The organism is Labrenzia sp. THAF82 (assembly GCF_009363435.1).
GTDB classification, from domain to species: domain Bacteria; phylum Pseudomonadota; class Alphaproteobacteria; order Rhizobiales; family Stappiaceae; genus Roseibium; species Roseibium porphyridii.
Window position 1 is genome coordinate 2,622,694 of sequence record NZ_CP045354.1, and the last position, 19,104, is coordinate 2,641,797.

Annotated in this window: 19 protein-coding genes; 13 read left to right on the top strand and 6 right to left on the bottom strand. The window is 54.6% G+C overall.

The window, feature by feature from the left end; translation table 11 throughout:
- Positions 1–113 precede the first annotated feature (113 nt).
- Positions 114–2,771: an alanine--tRNA ligase gene (alaS, locus tag FIV00_RS12315; RefSeq protein ID WP_152501021.1), complete on the top strand. Its 2,658-nt coding sequence runs from the start codon at positions 114–116 to the stop codon at positions 2,769–2,771.
- Between the two features lie 86 nt (positions 2,772–2,857).
- On the opposite strand, the gene FIV00_RS30430 is transcribed toward alaS, so the two are convergent.
- Complete coding sequence (locus FIV00_RS30430; protein ID WP_256366685.1) at positions 2,858–2,983, bottom strand: hypothetical protein; 126 nt, start codon at positions 2,981–2,983, stop codon at positions 2,858–2,860.
- A 214-nt stretch (positions 2,984–3,197) separates the two neighbouring features.
- On the opposite strand from FIV00_RS30430, the gene FIV00_RS12320 reads away from it, so the two are divergent.
- Positions 3,198–4,487: a cyclic nucleotide-gated ion channel gene (locus FIV00_RS12320; protein WP_152501022.1), complete on the top strand. Its 1,290-nt coding sequence runs from the start codon at positions 3,198–3,200 to the stop codon at positions 4,485–4,487.
- On the opposite strand, the gene FIV00_RS12325 is transcribed toward FIV00_RS12320, so the two are convergent.
- The gene (locus tag FIV00_RS12325) at positions 4,484–4,957 is read right to left on the bottom strand and encodes a hypothetical protein (RefSeq protein WP_209006907.1); all 474 of its coding nucleotides are present in this window, start codon (positions 4,955–4,957) and stop codon (positions 4,484–4,486) included. The genes FIV00_RS12320 and FIV00_RS12325 overlap by 4 nt on opposite strands.
- A gap of 48 nt (positions 4,958–5,005) precedes the next feature.
- Between FIV00_RS12325 and FIV00_RS12330 the strand changes: the two genes are divergently transcribed.
- Positions 5,006–5,707 carry an aspartate/glutamate racemase family protein gene (locus FIV00_RS12330; RefSeq protein ID WP_152501023.1) on the top strand — a complete coding sequence of 234 codons (702 nt, stop codon included), beginning with the start codon at positions 5,006–5,008 and terminating at the stop codon, positions 5,705–5,707.
- A 54-nt stretch (positions 5,708–5,761) separates the two neighbouring features.
- Here FIV00_RS12330 and FIV00_RS12335 read toward each other — a convergent pair whose 3' ends face one another.
- The 3 genes from FIV00_RS12335 to FIV00_RS12345 are packed head-to-tail and all read right to left on the bottom strand — an operon-like array spanning position 5,762 to position 7,808.
- Positions 5,762–6,400 carry a glutathione S-transferase family protein gene (locus FIV00_RS12335; RefSeq protein WP_152501024.1) on the bottom strand — a complete coding sequence of 213 codons (639 nt, stop codon included), beginning with the start codon at positions 6,398–6,400 and terminating at the stop codon, positions 5,762–5,764.
- Positions 6,397–7,203: an ABC transporter permease gene (locus FIV00_RS12340; protein WP_152501025.1), complete on the bottom strand. Its 807-nt coding sequence runs from the start codon at positions 7,201–7,203 to the stop codon at positions 6,397–6,399. Before FIV00_RS12340 ends, FIV00_RS12335 begins: the two co-directional genes overlap by 4 nt.
- Entirely contained in the window at positions 7,200–7,808 is a 609-nt protein-coding gene (locus FIV00_RS12345) for an ATP-binding cassette domain-containing protein (RefSeq protein ID WP_152501026.1), read from the bottom strand. The genes FIV00_RS12340 and FIV00_RS12345 overlap by 4 nt, the downstream gene beginning before the upstream one ends.
- 249 nt (positions 7,809–8,057) lie before the next feature.
- On the opposite strand from FIV00_RS12345, the gene FIV00_RS12350 reads away from it, so the two are divergent.
- A complete protein-coding gene (locus FIV00_RS12350; RefSeq protein WP_173005966.1) occupies positions 8,058–9,068 on the top strand; it encodes a class 1 fructose-bisphosphatase in 1,011 nt (336 codons plus the stop codon).
- Positions 9,069–9,232: 164 nt separating this feature from the next.
- Here FIV00_RS12350 and FIV00_RS12355 read toward each other — a convergent pair whose 3' ends face one another.
- Positions 9,233–9,697 (bottom strand): GNAT family N-acetyltransferase, encoded by a 465-nt coding sequence (locus FIV00_RS12355; RefSeq protein ID WP_152501027.1) that lies wholly within the window; start codon positions 9,695–9,697, stop codon positions 9,233–9,235.
- 194 nt (positions 9,698–9,891) lie between these two features.
- Between FIV00_RS12355 and FIV00_RS12360 the strand changes: the two genes are divergently transcribed.
- From FIV00_RS12360 to FIV00_RS12395, 9 genes are all read left to right on the top strand, one after another.
- Entirely contained in the window at positions 9,892–11,460 is a 1,569-nt protein-coding gene (locus tag FIV00_RS12360; protein ID WP_209006908.1) for an ABC transporter substrate-binding protein, read from the top strand.
- Positions 11,450–12,253, top strand: a complete 804-nt coding sequence (locus FIV00_RS12365; protein WP_209006909.1) for a dipeptide/oligopeptide/nickel ABC transporter ATP-binding protein — start codon at positions 11,450–11,452, stop codon at positions 12,251–12,253. The genes FIV00_RS12360 and FIV00_RS12365 overlap by 11 nt, the downstream gene beginning before the upstream one ends.
- 9 nt (positions 12,254–12,262) lie before the next feature.
- Positions 12,263–13,069: an ABC transporter ATP-binding protein gene (locus FIV00_RS12370; RefSeq protein ID WP_152501028.1), complete on the top strand. Its 807-nt coding sequence runs from the start codon at positions 12,263–12,265 to the stop codon at positions 13,067–13,069.
- Complete coding sequence (locus tag FIV00_RS12375; RefSeq protein WP_152501029.1) at positions 13,063–14,070, top strand: ABC transporter permease; 1,008 nt, start codon at positions 13,063–13,065, stop codon at positions 14,068–14,070. The genes FIV00_RS12370 and FIV00_RS12375 overlap by 7 nt, the downstream gene beginning before the upstream one ends.
- Positions 14,067–14,246: a hypothetical protein gene (locus tag FIV00_RS30075; protein ID WP_209006910.1), complete on the top strand. Its 180-nt coding sequence runs from the start codon at positions 14,067–14,069 to the stop codon at positions 14,244–14,246. Before FIV00_RS12375 ends, FIV00_RS30075 begins: the two co-directional genes overlap by 4 nt.
- 132 nt (positions 14,247–14,378) lie before the next feature.
- On the top strand, positions 14,379–14,945 hold the full coding sequence (locus FIV00_RS30080; RefSeq protein ID WP_209006911.1) for an ABC transporter permease: 567 nt from the start codon (positions 14,379–14,381) through the stop codon (positions 14,943–14,945).
- A 2-nt stretch (positions 14,946–14,947) separates the two neighbouring features.
- Positions 14,948–15,841 carry a DMT family transporter gene (locus FIV00_RS12385; RefSeq protein ID WP_209006912.1) on the top strand — a complete coding sequence of 298 codons (894 nt, stop codon included), beginning with the start codon at positions 14,948–14,950 and terminating at the stop codon, positions 15,839–15,841.
- A 476-nt stretch (positions 15,842–16,317) separates the two neighbouring features.
- Positions 16,318–17,274, top strand: coding sequence for a TAXI family TRAP transporter solute-binding subunit (locus FIV00_RS12390; protein WP_152501030.1), 957 nt, complete (start codon positions 16,318–16,320; stop codon positions 17,272–17,274).
- Between the two features lie 55 nt (positions 17,275–17,329).
- Positions 17,330–19,102, top strand: a complete 1,773-nt coding sequence (locus FIV00_RS12395; RefSeq protein WP_152501031.1) for a TRAP transporter fused permease subunit — start codon at positions 17,330–17,332, stop codon at positions 19,100–19,102.
- Positions 19,103–19,104: the final 2 nt, after the last annotated feature.

Here is a 19,104-nt window from a genome sequence, read left to right on the forward strand (position 1 = left end):
GTAGGTCAAAGTTAAAAGGCTGTTCCGGCCGGTACCCCAATCAGGGGGCCTGCAATTTTTGAAAGCCAATTAACTGGCCCGCATGCCCGGGCTCAGACCGATGTGAGACCCGTATGACCGGCGTAAACGAAATTCGCACCGCCTTCCTGGACTACTTCAAGAAGAACGATCACGAGGTGGTCGCCTCCGGTCCGCTGGTACCGCGGAACGATCCGACATTGATGTTTGCGAACGCGGGAATGAACCAGTTCAAAAACGTTTTCACAGGTTTGGAAAAACGGGATTATCAGCGTGCAGCGACATCGCAAAAGTGTGTGCGCGCAGGCGGAAAGCATAACGACCTCGACAATGTCGGGTATACCGCACGCCATCATACGTTTTTCGAAATGCTCGGAAACTTCTCCTTTGGTGACTATTTCAAGGATCGGGCTATTGAGCTGGCGTGGAACCTGATCACCAAGGAGTATGGTCTACCGGCGGACAAGCTGTTGGTGACGGTTTATGCCGAAGACGATCAGGCGTTTGATCTTTGGAAGAAGATTGCCGGTCTTGGCGACGACAAGATCATCCGCATTCCGACCTCTGACAATTTCTGGTCCATGGGCGACACCGGCCCGTGTGGTCCGTGCTCGGAAATCTTTTACGACCATGGCGACCATGTCTGGGGCGGTCCTCCAGGAACACCAGAGGAAGATGGCGACAGGTTCATCGAGATCTGGAATCTGGTCTTCATGCAGTATGAACAAACGCCTGAAAAACGTCTCAACCTGCCGAGCCCTTCAATCGACACCGGAATGGGAATCGAGCGTATTGCAGCGGTCATGCAAGGCGTTCACAACAACTATGACATCGATCTTTTCAGGGCATTGATTGCTGCCTCCGAAAACGCGACCGGTGTTGATGCGGAAGGGGATGCGCTGGGCAGTCACAGGGTAATTGCCGATCATCTGCGCTCGACCAGCTTCCTGATTGCCGATGGTGTTTTGCCATCCAACGAAGGCCGCGGATATGTGCTGCGCCGGATCATGCGCCGTGGAATGCGCCATGCCCATCTTCTGGGAGCAAGCGAACCGCTGATGCACAAGCTGGTGCCAGCTCTTGTACGAGAAATGGGTCGGGCCTACCCGGAACTTGGCCGGGCAGAAGACCTGATCACTGAAACACTGAAGCTGGAAGAAACGCGCTTCCGTAAAACACTTGAGCGGGGCCTTGGCTTGCTCGACAGCGCTACGCAGGACCTCTCAGCTGGGGGTGAGCTCGATGGGGAAACGGCATTCAAGCTCTATGACACTTATGGTTTCCCGCTTGATCTGACCCAAGACGCTCTGCGCGCAAGAGAAATTTCCGTCGACACGGACGGGTTTGACACAGCCATGGAGCGCCAAAAAGCAGAAGCGCGTGCTGCATGGTCCGGTGCCGGCGGTGCGGCGACAGAGACGATCTGGTTCGCCATGAAGGAAAAATACGGCGCGACCGACTTCTTGGGCTACGAGACCGAGATTGCCGAAGGGGTCGTTGCGGGCCTTGCGTCTGAGGACGCTGAGGTGGCTGAACTGACAGCTGGCCAGAATGGTTTCATGGTGCTGAACCAGACGCCGTTCTACGGCGAAAGCGGTGGACAGGTCGGCGACACCGGCGTGGTTCTGACAAATGGTGTCAGAGCAACCGTCACGAACACCCAGAAAAAAGCCGACGGCCTGTTCGTTCACTCCGTTACGGTGGAAGAGGGGACGTTGGTACCCGGTCTTGCGCTTGAGCTGAAGGTGGATCACGGCCGGCGCACGGGGATCCGCGCCAACCACTCGGCAACGCACCTTGTCCATGAAGCACTGCGCGAAGTCCTGGGAAATCACGTTGCACAGAAAGGTTCGCTGGTCACACCGGAGCGGCTTCGGTTTGATTTTTCTCATCCTAAGCCCATGAGTGATGAGGAACTGTCGACTGTTGAGACCTATGCCAACGAAATCGTGCTTCAAAACGCGTCGGTCGACACGAGGCTGATGGCAGTCGACGATGCGATCGAGGCCGGCGCCATGGCCCTGTTTGGTGAGAAATACGGCGAAGAAGTGCGCGTTGTTTCGATGGGGACAGCGCTGCACGGTGCCAAGGAAGGCAAACCCTATTCGCTTGAATTGTGCGGTGGCACCCATGTGAAACGTACTGGTGATATCGGGCTGGTCACGCTCGTCTCCGAAGGAGCGGTTGCGGCAGGCGTGCGTCGGATAGAGGCACTGACCGGTGCTGAGGCAAGAACCTACCTGGATGCACAGGACAAGCGCATGCGCGAGGTTGCCGGTATCCTGAAGACGTCTGCCGATGACGTGCCCGGCCGCGTAGCGCAGCTGGTGGAAGAGCGTCGGCGCCTGGAAAAAGAACTGGCCGATGCCAAGAAGAAACTTGCCATGGGTGGTGGTGGCTCGGAAGGCACGCCGGTCAAGGACGCCGGTGCCTACAAACTGATGGCGCGCACGGTCGAAGGCATCAACCCCAAGGATCTGAAGGGCATGGCTGATGATGCCAAGGCTCAGCTGGGTTCGGGGGTCGTTGTTCTGATCAATGTGGCCGACGATGGCAAGGCTGCAATTGTCACAGCGGTTACAAAAGACCTGACCGACAAGGTCAGTGCTGTTGATCTGGTGAGGCTCGGATCAGAAGCCCTTGGCGGACGCGGAGGCGGCGGACGGCCCGACATGGCACAGGCCGGTGGGCCGGATGGTTCCAAGGCGGAAAGCGCAATTGGTGCGATTGAAAGCCATTTGTCGGCTTTGTAGGTCTTGCCGGAACGACTGCTGAAAATGAAAAAGCGTGCCAATGGGCACGCTTTTTTCATGAGAAAAAGTCTTGTGATGGGTTTTAGTCAGTGAACCATTGCAACAGCTGCAAGAGAGGCGGCTGCCAGCAAGGTGGATACCAAAAGCATTTTCAGTACGACATGGTGCGGCGAAGTCTCCGCAGCTCTAGCCTTGTCAGTTTCGATAGTCATGTTCGTCTCCTTATTGAGTGTTTTGCTTACCCTTCTAAAGATGGGGGCTGCGACAAATTTGCCCAATCACGTTGATACCATTTTGGCTCACGGCTTCGCGTAGTCTTCGTGAAGTGGTCGGTGAGCAAACAGCTGCGCAAGCAAGAGCGCTTTGTCTGAAACCATTCTTCGGCTATTCCTTTTTCAGGATCGCAAAAGACACCGGAGTACGCGGGTGACGCGCCAAGAATTCAAGCGAGCGCTCTATGAAGTGCTTGAAGACACAGGCAAACGAAAGCTTGCGGCTCGTTTCTTGCGCCATTTTCTCGTTTTTCTGATCATCTTCAATATCGTCTTGGCCGTGTTCGAAACCGTGCCGCAGGTAAGGCTCGGTTTCGGGGAACATCTGCGGTTTCTCCAACTCGGAAGCGGCTTTATCTTCCTGGTCGAATATATCTTGCGTCTCTATGTTGCCGATCTGCATCCGCCGCTGCGCCGTTACGGGCCAATCCGTGCGCGCCTTCGCTATGCGGTTCACCCCGATGCGCTGGTTGATCTGATTGGTGCACTGCCGCTTTTGTTTGTGCTGTTCTTGCCCAACCAGGCGGTGGTGGTTGTCATCATTTTGCGCCTGCTCCGGTTCCTGAAACTGGCCCGCTATTCGCCCGCACTCAGATCGCTAATCTCTGCTGTGGCCAATGAGCGTCGTGCTTTGCTTGGTTCGACCATGATCATCATGGGGGTTATCCTGCTTGCGGCGACCACCATGTACCTAATCGAACACGATGATCAGCCAGAGAAGTTTCGCAGCATCCTTCATGGAATGTATTGGGCCATCACCACCGTCACCACGGTTGGCTATGGCGATGTTGTGCCTGTCAGCAATCTTGGAAAGATGGTTGGCAGCTTCGTCATGCTGCTTGGTTATGGTCTCATTGCCTTGCCGGTGGGCATCATCGCCTCAGCATTTGCGAGGGAAATACACAGCCGGGATTTCGTCGTCACCTGGTCCATGGTGGCGCGTGTGCCCCTGTTTGAAGACCTCAAGGCGACGGAAATTGCGGAAGTTTCCAAGCTTCTTCAGGCACAAAGCGTGCGCAAGGGCATGACAATTGCTGATCGGGGCGACGTTGCCGACAGGATGTATTTCATTTCTGATGGAGAGGTTGAAATCAAGCTGCCCCACGATACGGTTTACCTCGGTGAAGGCAGCTTCTTCGGCGAACTCGCTCTTATCAATCAGACCCGGCGGACGGCAACGGTATCAGCCTACAGCGACTGTCAGCTTCTTGTACTGGAAGCTGAAGCGCTGAGGCAGCTCATGGACCGGGATGAAGCGCTTGCCAAGAAGATCATGGACGAAGCGCGGGAACGGGCACTGGCGGGCAAAAAGGTTCTGGGAGAACTTGCCGAAGAAGAGCTCCAGCAAGCAGGCGTCTTTGCGGCAGGCAAGGACGCGCGTACAGAACCGGAGCCTGAGCTTTTTTCAAAAGATGAAGCCGGGCAGGACAAGGATCCTGCTTAGTAGGGAACCAGCCCTTGGGGGAGGCGGCCATAGAGTGGATCGCCGTGCCAGAACACGTCAGTTGGGCCGACGACAAAGTCAATCAGATTCCAACGATTGTACTGAAAACGGAGTAGCGCGAATGTGGCAAGCCCGTCCATATATTCGGCCTGCTGCGCATATGTGGTGCTTCTCAGATCAATGGTGCCTCCACCCGGTCTTTGCGGGCTGACCTGGACAAATGCCCATCCGTTGCCGGCGCGCATCCAGTCGACCACAAACTCGACAGGTGGCCCGACCCGGGCCTCCAGCATCGGGCGTACCGCATTGAGAATATCGCCGCGTTCCGGAGTGCCCCGGGCAGGCTCATAGACGGACTGGGCTCCTGCTTGGATACCAAGGCAAACGAGAAGAACAAGACTTGCAGAAGTCTTCGTAACCAATTGCTTTAGTTTGAAAAAAGAGATTTCTTGAGAAATTGATTCAAGCACGGCAGTCTCCGTCTATCCAGAAGATTAGAAAGCAGGCGAGACGCTACCATGAAAACCATCGGTTTGCTCGGTGGAATGAGCTGGGAAAGCACATCCATCTATTATCAGTTGCTCAATCGCCTGACGCGAGAACGGCTGGGTGGCCTGCATTCTGCGGAGTGCCTGCTGTGGTCGTTCGATTTTGCAGAGATTGAAGCCGCACAAGCGAGGGGCGATTGGCAGCTGGCGACACAAATGATGATCGCGGCGGCGGAACGGCTTGAAAGAGGTGGCGCGGAGTGCCTGGTGATCTGCACCAACACAATGCACAAAATGGCTGATGATGTTCAGGCCGCGAGCGCTGTGCCGCTTATTCACATTGCAGATGCAACAGCCCCGGCCATAACTGAAGCGGAGTGCCGGACACCGCTTCTACTGGCAACCGGTTACACGATGGAACAAGACTTTTACAAGGGCCATCTGCGAGAGCGCCACGGCATCGAGGTGCGCATTCCCGAACCGAACGACAGGGCCGAGGTTCACCGTATTATCTATGAGGAACTTTGCCGGGGAGAAGTCTGGGCCGATTCCAAACAAACCTTTTTGGATATTGTTGAAAAGGAGGTCGGCGGCGGAGCTGACGCGGTCATATTCGGCTGCACGGAAATCGGACTACTCGTAAGACCAGAAGACTTCTCCATTCCGGCCTTTGATACGACCGTGCTTCATGTCAGGGCCGCCCTTGATTTCGCTCTGTCTCAATCGACTTGAGATCAATGGTTCGGGCAGCAGAAAGACCGGGAACAGTGCTTGCAACCGCCTTGGTCAATCTGTCCGAACAGGAGCTGTTGCCTGAAAACTCGCTCTGGATTTGAAGAAGGATAGCCAGGCCGCCAGTCGAGGAGTGCTTTTGAGCAGCAAGTCTCCTTCTTCTGCGATCTCGAACAGGGATAGCATTGGCGCTGCATGACAATCGGCGAGACTGGGGAGCTCACCAAGAAGGAACGGTTCGCCCTCAATAAGCGTTTCAAGGGCGGCCAGCACGGTTCTGGCCGGACCAAGCGCCGACGCGATTTTGACCTCGTCGGCAGGGGCTCCATCGCGTGTCTTGACCACCCGTTCCACGTAAATGTCCCAGACCAGCGTCCGATAAGCATATGCATCCAGGATAGACAGGATCTGTGTCATCCTGGCGCGGAGCTTCGGGGTCGCAGGCTGAAGGGTAGGGCCATCGAAAGCCTCGTCCACATAACGCAGGATGGCCGTTGTCTCATAGAGATGAAAATCACCGTCCTTCAACAACGGGATTTTACCGAACGGGTGCAGTGACTGATACTCCGACGATGGCCCCTCGGAGGCAAAGATATCGATGGGTGTCAGGTCGTAGGACAGGCCCTTTTCCTCCAGCGCCAACCGTGCAGAACGGACATAAACGGAATAGTCTGCTCCGAAGAGTTCAATCATGATGTTCCTCCGCTTAGTCGGTCGAGCCTAAGCCTGTGCCGTGTGTCGGTCAGCCGCCAAATACTGCCATATGTAGCCCCGAGTACGCCGAGACCGGTTGCCCCTCCCAACAAGAACATGATCAGGAGCTGGTACTTTACCGCTTCTTGCGGATCGACACCCGAAAGGATCTGACCTGTCATCATTCCGGGAAGGGACACAACGCCCGTCGCCGCCATGGCGTTGATAATCGGCGTGAAACCTGACCGAAGTGCCTGCCTGGCGAAAGGGCGTGTCGCTTCCCAGCGGCTGCGACCGAGGAGAAGCTGCGCCTCAACTTCACGCTTGCCTTTGGCCAGTGCTGTATGAAGCGTATCAAGACCAAGGCTGACGCCTGTCATCGTGTTTCCGAGGATCATTCCGAAAAGAGGGAGCGCATATTGGGGTTGCCAGACGGGGTCAGGACGGATCTGCCCGGCAAGACCGTAAAGTGTAACAAGTGCTCCGGATATCAGCATTGCACCGGCCCCAAGGCCTGGGCCCCAAAGACCCTTGAGGCGACGATCCTGACGGACCCATATCTCGCGCCCTGCAAAGACGCCCATGACAGCCGCCACCAGCATTGTCCAGTACAACGACCCGGCAAAGAAGATCAGCTTCAATACCAGCCCGACCAGAATCAGCTGAACGGTCATGCGCAGCGCCGAGACCAGCAGGGTCCGGGTCAGACCCAGGTCGAGGAGTATGGAAAGGATGGCATTCAGCAGCAGGAACACCGAGGCGGCCACGAGATCCCAATAGGATAGAACCTGATAAGTGTTCATGAGGCCTCCTCGTGGAGGTCACGTTTCAACACTCTTCCGCCCTCCATATGAACGCAGTCAGCCTTTAGACGGATCGATTGCTCGGGGTCGTGCGTGACGAGCAAGATGGTGCGTCCAGCTGCGACCCTCTCTTTTAGGAGCAGTTCCACCTTGGCAACCGACGGCGGATCGAGGGCGGATGTTGGTTCGTCAAGCAGGAGGATTTCCGGGTCAATCTGCAAGGCGCGAACGAGTGCCAGACGTTGACGTTCACCCGTCGACAGCCTGGAGACCTCCCAGCCTGAAGCTTCTTCCAGGCCGACGGAAGCAAGTTGTTTGACAAGATCTGGGGTGGGTTGAAAATGATCTGCTACGCGTTCCGACCACCAGCCGCTCTCCGCGGGTACATACGCCACTTTGCGTCGCCAATCGGGTGCAGAGAAGCGTTCACGATCTCTGCCATTCAGCGTGATTGTTCCGCTGCTTTCATCCAGATCGGCCAGTGCCCTCAAAAACAGAGACTTTCCGGCACCGGAAGGACCGGAAATGGCGGTGCAGCTCCCATCTTCCAGCACGAGGTTGATTGGGCCAATCAGAGATGTCTTCAGCTCGTCAATGATTAGCACCAGCTACGTCCTCTCTCGAGCGCGCAGCCTATCCCGGGTGGTGGGCAGGAGCAATCGGACACGTTGCGTTTTGACAGATCTTCAAGGCAGGTGTGGGAGACCTGTTGATCCTGAGATTGGCGACCGTTGTTTGAAGCAATTCCGGCTGGTGCGAAGGGACGCTGCTGCTATGCTCCGCCCGAGAGGACCGGACCGCCCTTTCAAATGGTGGCCGTTCGATGAAAATTGCAGTTCAGAACTGGGCAGTCCATGACATTGGAACACACGACACTTCGCAAATATCTTCTTCAAATGCAGAAGGAACATGGGCTCGATCAGGACCTGACGCTACTTGTCGAGGATATTGCAACGTCGTGCCGGATAATTTCGCACCAAATCCGCAATGGTCCGTTTCTCGACATCCTGGGCGCAACCGAAACATCCAACATTCAAGGCGAAACCCAGAAACAGCTGGATGTCATCGCAAATGACGTGTTCCTCAGTCATTGCTCGAATTGTCAGCGTGTTGCGGCCCTCGTGTCAGAAGAAATGGACGATGTAATCTGGCTGAAGGAAACTCCCAAGGCCGGAGACTATCTGGTTTATTTCGACCCGCTTGACGGTTCCTCGAACCTGAATGTGAACCTCTCCGTCGGTTCCATATTTTCGGTTGTCGAGCTTGAGCAGGACATAGAAACGCTGACGAACGAAGTGGTTCTGCTGAAGGGTACAAAACAGGTCTTTGCCGGATACTCGCTCTACGGCCCTTCCACATCGCTCGTGTTTTCGACCGGCAAGGGTGTCCAGGGCTTCACGCACAAGATGGGCACGGGTGAGTTCCTCTTGACCTTCCCGGATATGTGTCTGCCAGACTCGACCGAGGAATTTGCCATCAATGCATCCCGTTGGCGTTATTGGGACGAGACAATCCGGCGATATGTCGAGGAATGTATCAAGGGTGAAAAAGGCCCGAGACAAAAGTCGTTCAACATGCGTTGGACAGCCTCGATGGTGGCTGAGATCCACAGGATTCTTACCCGGGGCGGAGTCTTTCTTTATCCCGTTGACGCTGAAAATGAACAAACAGGCGGCAAGCTCAGGCTATTGTATGAAGCCAATCCCATGAGTTTCATTGTCGAGCAGGCCGGGGGACGCGCATCTACCGGCAGAGAACGTATTCTGGGTGTTCAGCCTCAATCCCATCATCAGCGCATTTCGGTGATCATGGGCTGTCGAAACGAAGTCGAATTGATTGAAAGCTACTACGCGGAACAGACCTGAGGCCTGTTCCAAGCTGGCGTCCGAACTGAAGACAACCAAGGCAGTTGCTTCAAGTTCGGCGTCACATGGCTTTGGCAAGTGATAACGCCTCTGGATCATGCACCTTCGGCAGAGGGAACGCCAAAAGCCCTCTAAGAAGTGTGTGACGAAACGGCCAGCCTGTGTCAGAGCGCTTTCCTGAATACCACCTTGTCGTCTCCCGGTGCCCAGAAGTCGCGGATGCGTGCTTCTTCGTCGTAGCCATTTTGAACATAAAATTTCCGGGTGGCTGCGAAGTCATCTGTCCCTGACGTTTCGACCACCAGGATGCGTTGACCTTTGTCTTTGAGATGATTTTCAGCGGCCCTGACAAGGGCTGTTCCCAATCCCTTGCCCTGCAGGTCCGGACGAACAGCGAGTGCCAGCATGTTCCAGGTTCCAACTGCCAGTTCTTCTGGAACCGTGAAGCAAAAACCCACAGGCTTTCCGTCAAGGTGACATGTGAGCCAAAAGGCTTCTGTGTCTCCCGCCAGTGAAGGGCCAAGCATCTCCGGGAGCATTTCACTTGGAAACAGCTCGGTCTGGTCCAGCACCAATTGCAGCGCCGGAACGTCGTCTTTTGTGGTTGAGCTGATCGATGGTTTTGTCATTGTGCGTGATCTCTCGCGAATGGTGTTCTGTTCATTTGGAGGAACTGGTTCCGGGCCGAGATGCACGGCTAGAATGCTCGTACTTTTGATAACCCGAAGAGATCAAAATTTCCCGAAATTTTTCTTTGCAATGTAATGTTATAACGGATACGCATTGTGGCATCCGTCAGTCATGTTTTATTCTGGAGTCGATCTTGCCAAAGCGGAAAAACAAACTTGCAATTGCAGCCTTTGTGGGCATGGGAGCCGTCGCAGCGATGGCCGTTGCAACACCTGCTCAAACAGCTCTTGCGGCCGACAAAAACCTGCGTATTGCTGTGCCTTTCGGCCCAAAGAGCACCGTGCCGGACCCCAGAGCCCGTCAAAACGGATGGCTCAGCAATCGCGCTGGTGTTTCCGAAACGCTGATTGGCCTGGCGCATGACATGACCATGCAGCCAAGGCTTGCCGAGAGCTTCGAAAACGTTTCCCCAACAGAGTGGAAACTGACACTTCGAACCGACGTGAAGTTTCACGATGGCACGCCTATGACAGCAAGCGATGTCAAAGCGTCGTTTGAAAAAATGGATGTGGAGGGTCACCCGGGCCACAATCCGCGCTTGTCAAAGTTGCTTGGGCTGGAAACCATTACGGTGGAGAACGAGAACACATTGGTGTTCAAGACCAAGTCTCCAAATTCCGCATTCCTGTGGTCGCTGACTGAACCTTCAGCTGCCGTGATGAAAGAAGGCACTGATGAGTTGCCGTTGATTGGCACCGGTCCATTTGTTTTTGTTTCTGCCGAAACGGAAAAATCCTATCAGACCAGGAAATTTACAGACTATTGGGGCGGAGAGCCTAAGCTCGACACCATTGTTATGGACGCTCTGTCTGATCCCTCTGTTGCAGCACTCGCCCTGCAAGCCGGAGACGTGGATCTTGTAACCAATTACCCTGAGCCTGACTTTGCCAAATTGAAGGAGAAGGGGGAGGGGCAGCTATTTTCCAACCCGACCACCCGGCTGTTCTTCTTTCAGGTCCGGACCGCCGATGGTCCACTTTCCAATGATGCCCTTCGCAAGGCGATTTCACTTGGTCTCGACCGCGATACGATCGTTGCAGCTTCGTTGAGCGGTGTCGGTGGAGAAGTGGCCAACAGTATTTTTCCTGCGTCCATGGCATCTTGGGCAAACACCAATCTTTCACTGCCCTATGCCCCTGAAGAAGCTGCGGCCCTGCTGGACGAAGCTGGCATCAAGGATACCAATGGCGACGGAAACCGCGAATTGGATGGTGCCGAGATTTCCCTGAAAATTCGCTCCTACGAGGGCCGTGCTGCCCTGCGTCCGACGCTGGAAATTGCCCAGGCCCTGTTACAGCAGATCGGGATCAAGTCCGAGATTTCCATGGCTGAATATGACGCCAACAACGAGGCACTCAAGGCAGGTGAAATTCAAATGCACCTTCAAGCCTGGGGGACCGCACCGCTCGGCGATCCTAACTATTTCCCAAGTACGCTTGTTGAATCAGGGGTTGGATACAATTTTTCCGGCTACTCCAACTCAGAGCTTGATGAGCTTCTAAAAAAGGGCCGGGAGAGCTTCGACGACGAAGTGCGCAAAGGGTATTACGACCGCATTCAGGAAATCATCAACGAAGACCTGCCGTTGATCCCGGTGTTTCATAAAACTCAGGTTTCGGTCGGAAACGGAAAAGTGGAAGGACACAAGATCCACCCAGCCGAGACTTACCTCGTTACTCCGGATCTCACACTTGCAGACTGAAGCAAAAAACCTTCTGAAAGTGCAGAACCTGTCGGCCCATATCGGTCGGCAGGTGGTGCTTGATGATGTGAGTTTCGATGTCGAAAAGGGCGAATGCGTCGCAATTGTCGGAGGTTCGGGAGCCGGTAAATCAACACTTTTGCGTTGCCTGATGGGGTTGCGACGCCCGGCGGAACCAGTTGGTGGGTTTTTGACCTTTGATGGAGTGACGAGGGAATTCGGATCCGCAGGCCGCACCGGAAAGCCGAAGGGCATCGCCTATGTCCCTCAGAACCCGGACCATGGTTTTGACCCGCTCAAACGCCTCCAGTGGCAATGGCGCCAGACTGCCCGTGCCGTTACCGGAAGCAAGGAATTTTCCGCCTTGCAACAAGAGCTCCTGAGAGAACTTGGACTTGGCTCCTTCCATGGCCGGTTTCCTCATCAATGGAGCCGTGGCATGCAGCAGCGTCTGCTGGTGGGAATGGCACTTCTCGGTGAACCGAGTTTGCTGATCCTCGATGAGCCTACTTCGGCATTGGATCCATTGATTGCCGCCCAGGTTCTGAGGTCAGTCATGGCTTATGCCCACAAGCATGAAGTTGCGCTTTTGATTGTCACACATGATCTGGCGTTGGCAGCGCAACATGCAAACCGCACAGCGATCATGACGTCTGGTCAGGTTGTGGAATTCGGTGAAACCCGAGAATTGCTACGCGCACCAGAAACAACGTATGGGCAATTGCTGGTAAATCATCGCGACTGGAACTTTTCCGTACACCAAAAAGCGGCAGATTCCGTCGCCGCCGAATAATTTAGTCAAATGCTTCGTGTCGAAAAACTGCAATTGCAACTGCACGGTAAATCGATTTTGGAGGAAGTCTCCTTCGATCTGCCGCGGGGACAAACACTTTGTATTGTCGGCGAAAGCGGCTCAGGAAAGAGCAGCCTACTGCGTGCCGTGAACGGACTGATGCCTGCGACGTTCGACAGCCTTATGTTCCGGCCGAAAAATGGTCCTGCCATTTCGCTTAAGGAATATTGGAAGGGGCGTGTGGGATTGCCCGGCAGTCGGTGGGTGATGCAGGACCCGCTCTCCGCCCTTAATCCGAAGTTGCCGCTTGGCCTCTCGATCGGCGAGAGCGTTTTTGCTCAAAAGCTGAAGCCCCTGGAACTCAAGGCGGCCATATCGGCGGCACTTGCCGATGTTGAACTGCCTGCGGAAATGGCAAAGCGACGTCCTGCACAGGTTTCCATGGGTCAGGCACAGCGGGCGTGTCTCGCACGCGCGCTGATTGCTCGCCCGGACCTGATTTTTTTCGATGAACCACTGAGCGCGCTTGATGCCATTGTACAAAAGCAGATCGCCGCGACAATGAAGCGGATACAGACACGGTTTGACATCACCTTTGTGATTGTGACTCACGATCTCGGGTTCGCTGCAGCTTATGCAGATCACATGCTTGTTTTGCGTGGCGGCAAGGTTGAGGCCAATCAGTCTGCCGAGATGTTTTTCCAAGCTCCCGAAAGCGACTATTGCCGAGAATTGATTGCGGCTGCCCACGAATTGGGAGGTTTGCCGGAAACCGTTGCGAAAGTGTCTGGATCAAAGGCCGCAATATCATGCTGAATACCAGATCGAAGGTAGTCGCCTTCATTCTTGCGCTGGGCCGTCGTCTTGCAGGGCTGCTGTGTGTTCTGTTTGGCGTCAGCCTCATCACTTTTACCATGACGTATTTTGCGCCCGGTGATAAAGCCTCAGCGATTGCACATGCTCGCTACCCGGATGTGCAAGGGTTTCCGCCAGAAATTCTGGATGGAATCCGCGAAGAATTCTCGCTGAACGAACCTTTTTTTGTCCAGTTCTTTCAATGGCTTTATCGTTTTATCCAGGGGGACTTCGGGAACTCCTTTGCTTCAAATACGCCGGTGTGGGACATATTTGTCGGCAATGCAGCTGAAACACTTTCGCTGACGGCAACAGCTCTTGTTATTGGGCTGTTTTTCGCGTTCGCACTGAGTTCGATCGCAGTCTGGCGACCTGGCAGCATGTTTGACAGGGCATCTGTTGCTTTGGCATCGATCGGCGCGGCCATGCCGAATTATTGGCTCGGTCTGTTGTTGATCTTGCTGTTTGCCGCGCATCTGAACTGGCTTCCAGCATACGGAACCGGATCGCCATCGCATTTGGTTCTGCCGGCTCTCACGCTTGCATTCTGGATCACTGCATCACAGACACGGCTTCTGCGTGCGTTTTTTCTTGAAGCAAAAGCTGCTCCATACATCGAAACGCTTCGACTGCGCGGCGTCAGCGAAGCCGAAATCTTCTGGCGACACATTCTTCGTCACGCGTCGGTTCCGGCGCTCACCATGATCGGCTTGGATATTGCCAGTCTCCTTGAGGGGACGGTCATTGTTGAGTTGACATTCGCGCGCGGAGGCATCGGATCGCTTCTGGCGGGATCCGTTTTGTCTCGCGACTACCCTATGGTTCTGTTCCTGGTGCTGTTTTCGGCGCTGGTTTATGTCTTCATCAATTCAATGATTGAAATCCTTCAAGAAATCATGGACCCGCGAGTTTCCATCTGGTCCCATCAACAGGCTGTTTCTTCCGGTGAGGCACGATCATGACGGTGCAGGCGGATGTGGGTTTTCTGGAAGCAGTGGACACTCTAAAGTCGAAACAGGAACTGGATCTGAAACGGTTTCTCATCCGGCTTGGACTTTCACTTCTGATCTTTCTGTTTGCCGTTGCCGCAGGCTTCTTGCTGTCGCCTTACGCTCCGAATGAACCCAATTTTCTGTAACGGCTGTCACCACCGTCCACAAGCCATTGGCTAGGCACGGATCAGCTTGGAAGAGATGTTGCGACAAGACTGCTTTATGGTGGTGTCTGGTCGATAGGACTGGCATTTCTCATTACGATTGTCGGCGCGATTGTGGGAACAGCAATCGGTCTAGTTGCGGGTCATTTCGGGCGGGCTGCCGATGTGACACTGATGCGGGTCACCGACAGTTTTTTTGCGTTTCCGGAATTGATAGCAGCGGTCACGATCGCAGGTGTTCTGGGACCAAGCACCACAAATATGGTGTTGGCGCTGATATTGGTTGGCTGGATGAAGTTTACCCGTTTGGTACGCAGTCTTAGTGTTGATCTGGCGCACCGAGATTTCGTTGTGCAGGCCAGGCTGAACGGACTGCCTTCCTACCGAATTCTATGGCGTCACATCTTGCCGAATATCGGGCCAAGTCTGCTGGTGCTTTGGACCAATGCCTGGTCCAGAACCATTTTGTCCATTTCCGGACTGAGTTTCCTGGGATTTGGAGTTCAGCCCCCGAATGCGGAATGGGGGGCAATGTTGCTGGATGGCAAGGCCTACATGCAAACGGCTCCATTTCTGATGATCTTTCCGGGACTTGCGATCCTCGTCGCCGTTCTTTCCATCAATTTAACCGGGGACCGGTTGCGTGACCTCCTGGGCAGCAACGGGGTCGCAGCGGACTAGCCATGACCATGGATTTCAAGGGAATTGGCCTGCGGGTTGGAGCAACCGTGTTTTTCACGCTTATGGTGCTCTTCATCAAATGGCTTTCTGACGCTGTTCCGGTTGGTCAGGTCGTTTTTTTCCGCAGTGCATTTGCGTTGATCCCTTTGGTCCTGTTTTTGATGTGGACACGGGAATTCCCGTCAGGCCTTAAAACCAGGCGTCCGGGAAGCCATGTCGCACGTTGCGTTCTGGGCTGTCTTGCGATGTTCGCAAGCTTTGCCAGTCTGAAATATCTGCCTTTGTCCCACGCTTCGATCATCGGCTATCTGGCACCTGTCCTCGCGGTAGTTCTGGCTGCAATTTTCCTTCGCGAGGTTGTCAGCAGTGTGCGCTGGTTCGGCGTTCTGTTCGGCTTTGTCGGAGTGCTTGTTCTCGTTCTTCCAACGGCTTCTGCTGCCGACCTGGACAACGCTTATCTGCTCGGCGTCGGCCTTGCCTTGGCAATGGCGGTGCTGACAGCTGGCGCAAAGGTTCAAATCAGAAGTCTGGCGTTGACTGAAAACGCAGGTGCGATCGCATTCTATTTCGCGCTGACCTGCACCATTGCCGGTCTTGCAACCCTGCCACTGGGGTGGACAACTCCGACCTGGAACCAGCTTGGGCTTTTGGTTTGCACGGGATTTGCGGGTGGTATTGCGCACATCATGATGACCCTCAGCTATCAATACAGCGAGGTTTCCAAGCTGGCCGCGTTTGAATACCTGTCACTTGTTTTTGCCGTCATCGCGGACGCACTGTTCTTCGATATCCTGCCTGCTCCTGCATTTTATGCCGCTGCAGCCTTGATCATCGTGGCGACATTTGTCGTCGCTCTGAAAGACGGACGCCGGAAACTGGAGGCCGCAGCAAGGTGAAATGGCAAAGGGACCAATGCCGTCAGTCCTCAGGTTTTCGATGCAAGTTCAATCTGCCGTAAATACTCGCAAAACACTCGGTTGCTCGACTGTTTCAGAGAGAGCGCCCAATGCAATTGTGTCGACTCGGCAGAAATCTTTCTTACGAGCGGTCACGAACCGGATCTGAGGCAGGTTCTGTGAATTGCACCGGGAGCGCCGGTTATCAATTTTCCGGAAGAGCCCGAGTTCCGACCGTTGACGTGTCCTAATGTGTCAAAGGAGACTTCGCTGCTTGTGCGTTTTAGTGGCGTCAATTCCCGCACTCGGCCCCAATAAAATGCTGCAACTGCTGTTTCACTTATGATGTATATTGAAGATTCTGACGGGCTGTAGTCAATTTCATATTATGATTGATATCTATCTCATATGATGCTTTGTTGCAGTCAGAAACATCAACAATACTTGGCTACTGATATTCTCTGGGAGGGAGAACAATGAAGAACCTGCTAAAGTCGTTGGCATTGGCATCTGTTGCAGCCACGCTTGCAACGTCGGTGTCTGCACAAGAACGTATTACCTACAAGTCCGCGAAAACCACTTCATCCTATTACCAGATGGGCGTTCAGATCGCGGAGGCGATGCAAGCGGGTACCGATGGTGGAGTTGTCGTGACAGTTGAAGAGAGCCAGGGCTCTGTTCAAAATGTCATGGAGGTTCGTGCTCGCGGTGGCGACTATGTGTTCACCACACCCCCAGCTCTGGTCGGTCTCGCACAAGGCGGCAAAGCCATGTTCGAGGGGAAGGGCGACCCGTCGTTTGAGACTATCCGCGCTCTCTTCCCAATTCCGTCTCTGACCATGCATTTTGTCATGTCGGCTGATAGCGGAGTTGAGACCTTTGAAGACCTGGAAGGAAAGACAATCCTGCTCGGAAGCGGGTCTTTTGGCGCGCGTGAAGGTGAAAAATACCTCGGTCTCTTTGGCCTCGAAGGCAAAGTCACGCTTGCAGATTCCGAGCTTTCCAATGCAGTTTCGGCTTTGAAAAACGGGCAAATTGACGGGTTTGTGACCGCCGGCTCTTACCCGGCTCCCAATGTGATTGAGGCAGCCGCTTCAACCGGCGTGCGTGTTCTGTCATTGAGCGACGAGCAAGTCGCAGCAACCAAGCGAACGCCTTTGACCATACCGGCTGGAACTTACGCCGGTCAGGATGCGGATATTTCAACAACGTCCTTGCCTGTTGTTGCCTACACAACCACCGCGATGAGCGACGATACCGCCTATCTCCTCACAAAGACCTTCTGGGAACAGAAGAGCGAATTGGGCAGTGCGGCAGCGTGGTGGAATGGCATCAGCCCGGACATGATCTCAAACATCACCACGGAAATTCATCCTGGTGCCATTCGCTACTACGAAGAGGTCGGTGCACCGTTGACCGACGCCCATCGTTAAGTGAAAGAGCGCGCCCGGTCTCCTTGCCGGGCGTGGCTTCGAAGCACATCCTCTCATGACATATACTCGTTCACATCTCGTCTGGGCTGCACTCGGACTGTTGATGATTGTTGCTCACCTGGGCCTGATTTTCTATGGCCTGGTTCCAAATCTCGTCGCCAGGCCACTGCACCTGGCTTTGATCCTGCCGTGGGTGTTTCTTTATTCCGCCCAGTCAAGATTTGAAGTCTCCTTGGGAGCCGTTCTGACCGTCCTGGGTATCGGGTGTTGTGTCTGGATCGCATTGAACCATCAGGATCTGAAAAACCAATACGGCTTCCTTGAAGGAACCGGTCAGAAAATCATGGCTTTCCTTCTGCTTGGCCTCGTGCTTGAGGCGGCACGACGCATGATCGGCTGGCCATTGCCAACGGTTGCCGCACTGATGCTTGCCTATGGTCTTTTTGGCAATCACATACCCGGACAGTTTGGTCATTCCGGCACACCGCTGCCGAGTTTCCTCGGCACGCTCACCATCGCCGAAGGCGGGCTTTGGGGCAGTCTTACCGGCGTTTCCGTTGGCGTTGTTTCGGTTTTTGTGATTTTCGGTGCGGTTCTGAATGCCGGCGAAGCCGGGCAGGGGTTCATGAACCTTGCAGCTGGTGCCGCCGGACGTCTGAAAGGTGGTGCTGCTAAAGTGTCGGTACTGTCTTCGGCACTTTTTGGATCAATTTCCGGATCAGCGTCGGCAAATGTCGCTTCAACCGGTGCCGTCACTTTGCCGGCGATGACCAAGCTGGGCTATCCGAAGCGACTGGCAGCCGCCGTCGAGGCCGTAGCTTCTTCAGGTGGCCAAATCATGCCTCCGCTCATGGGAGCGGGCGCATTTGTGATGGTTGAGCTGACCGGTGTGCCATACACCGACATCATGTTTGCGGCGCTCTTGCCCGCGATCCTCTTCTTCTTTGCCGTGTGGGTCGGCATCGACGCCTATGCCACGCGCTACGATCTGAAGGGCATCCCGGATGATGAACGCCCCAGTCGGCGTGACATCTTCATCACGTCGTGTTTCTTCGCCGTGCCTTTTGCCGTGTTGCTGATTTCGATGTTCGCTCTGAAATTCACGCCGCAATATTCGGCTGCCCTCGCGATTTTTGCAGGTTTGTTTGCTCTTCTCTTTAACGGTAAGACCGGGCTCGATCTCAAACTGGGCACAGAGCGGCTTGGCAATGCCTGTATCAATGCGGGCCGACAAATCGCTATGATCGGCTCCATCATCATTTGCGCTGCCATCGTCATCGGTGTGCTTGGTATCACCGGGCTTGGCGTGAAGCTCACCTCCTTCATCGTGTCAGGTTCCGGCGGGCTTTTGTGGCCGTCGCTTTTGCTGACTGCCCTTGCGTGCCTGCTTCTGGGCATGGAAGTGCCGACGACCGCCGCCTATGTCATTTGTGTTTCAGTTGCCGGACCCGCACTGATCGATCTCGGGCTTGAACCGTTGCAAGCCCACCTTTTTGTCTTCTGGTTTGCGCTCTTGTCGACCATCACACCACCTGTTTGTGGCGCGGTCTTCATTGCGTCCGGGATGATCGGCGAAAACTGGCTGAAGGTTGCAGCCAGCGCGATGGCCTTGGGTATTGGCCTCTATTTCATTCCTCTTGGAATGATCGCAAACCCCGAGATCATTGCCTTGAAGCTGAATATGGGCGGCGCACTGGGCGCACTGGTTCAAATGGGCATCGGCCTTGGGTGTTTGTCCTTCGCGATTATCTCAAAATTCAACATTGCGATCAGAGCAATCCTGCTGGTTGCGGGGCTTGGCATCTTCTTTATTCGCTTGTTGGCGTGAGA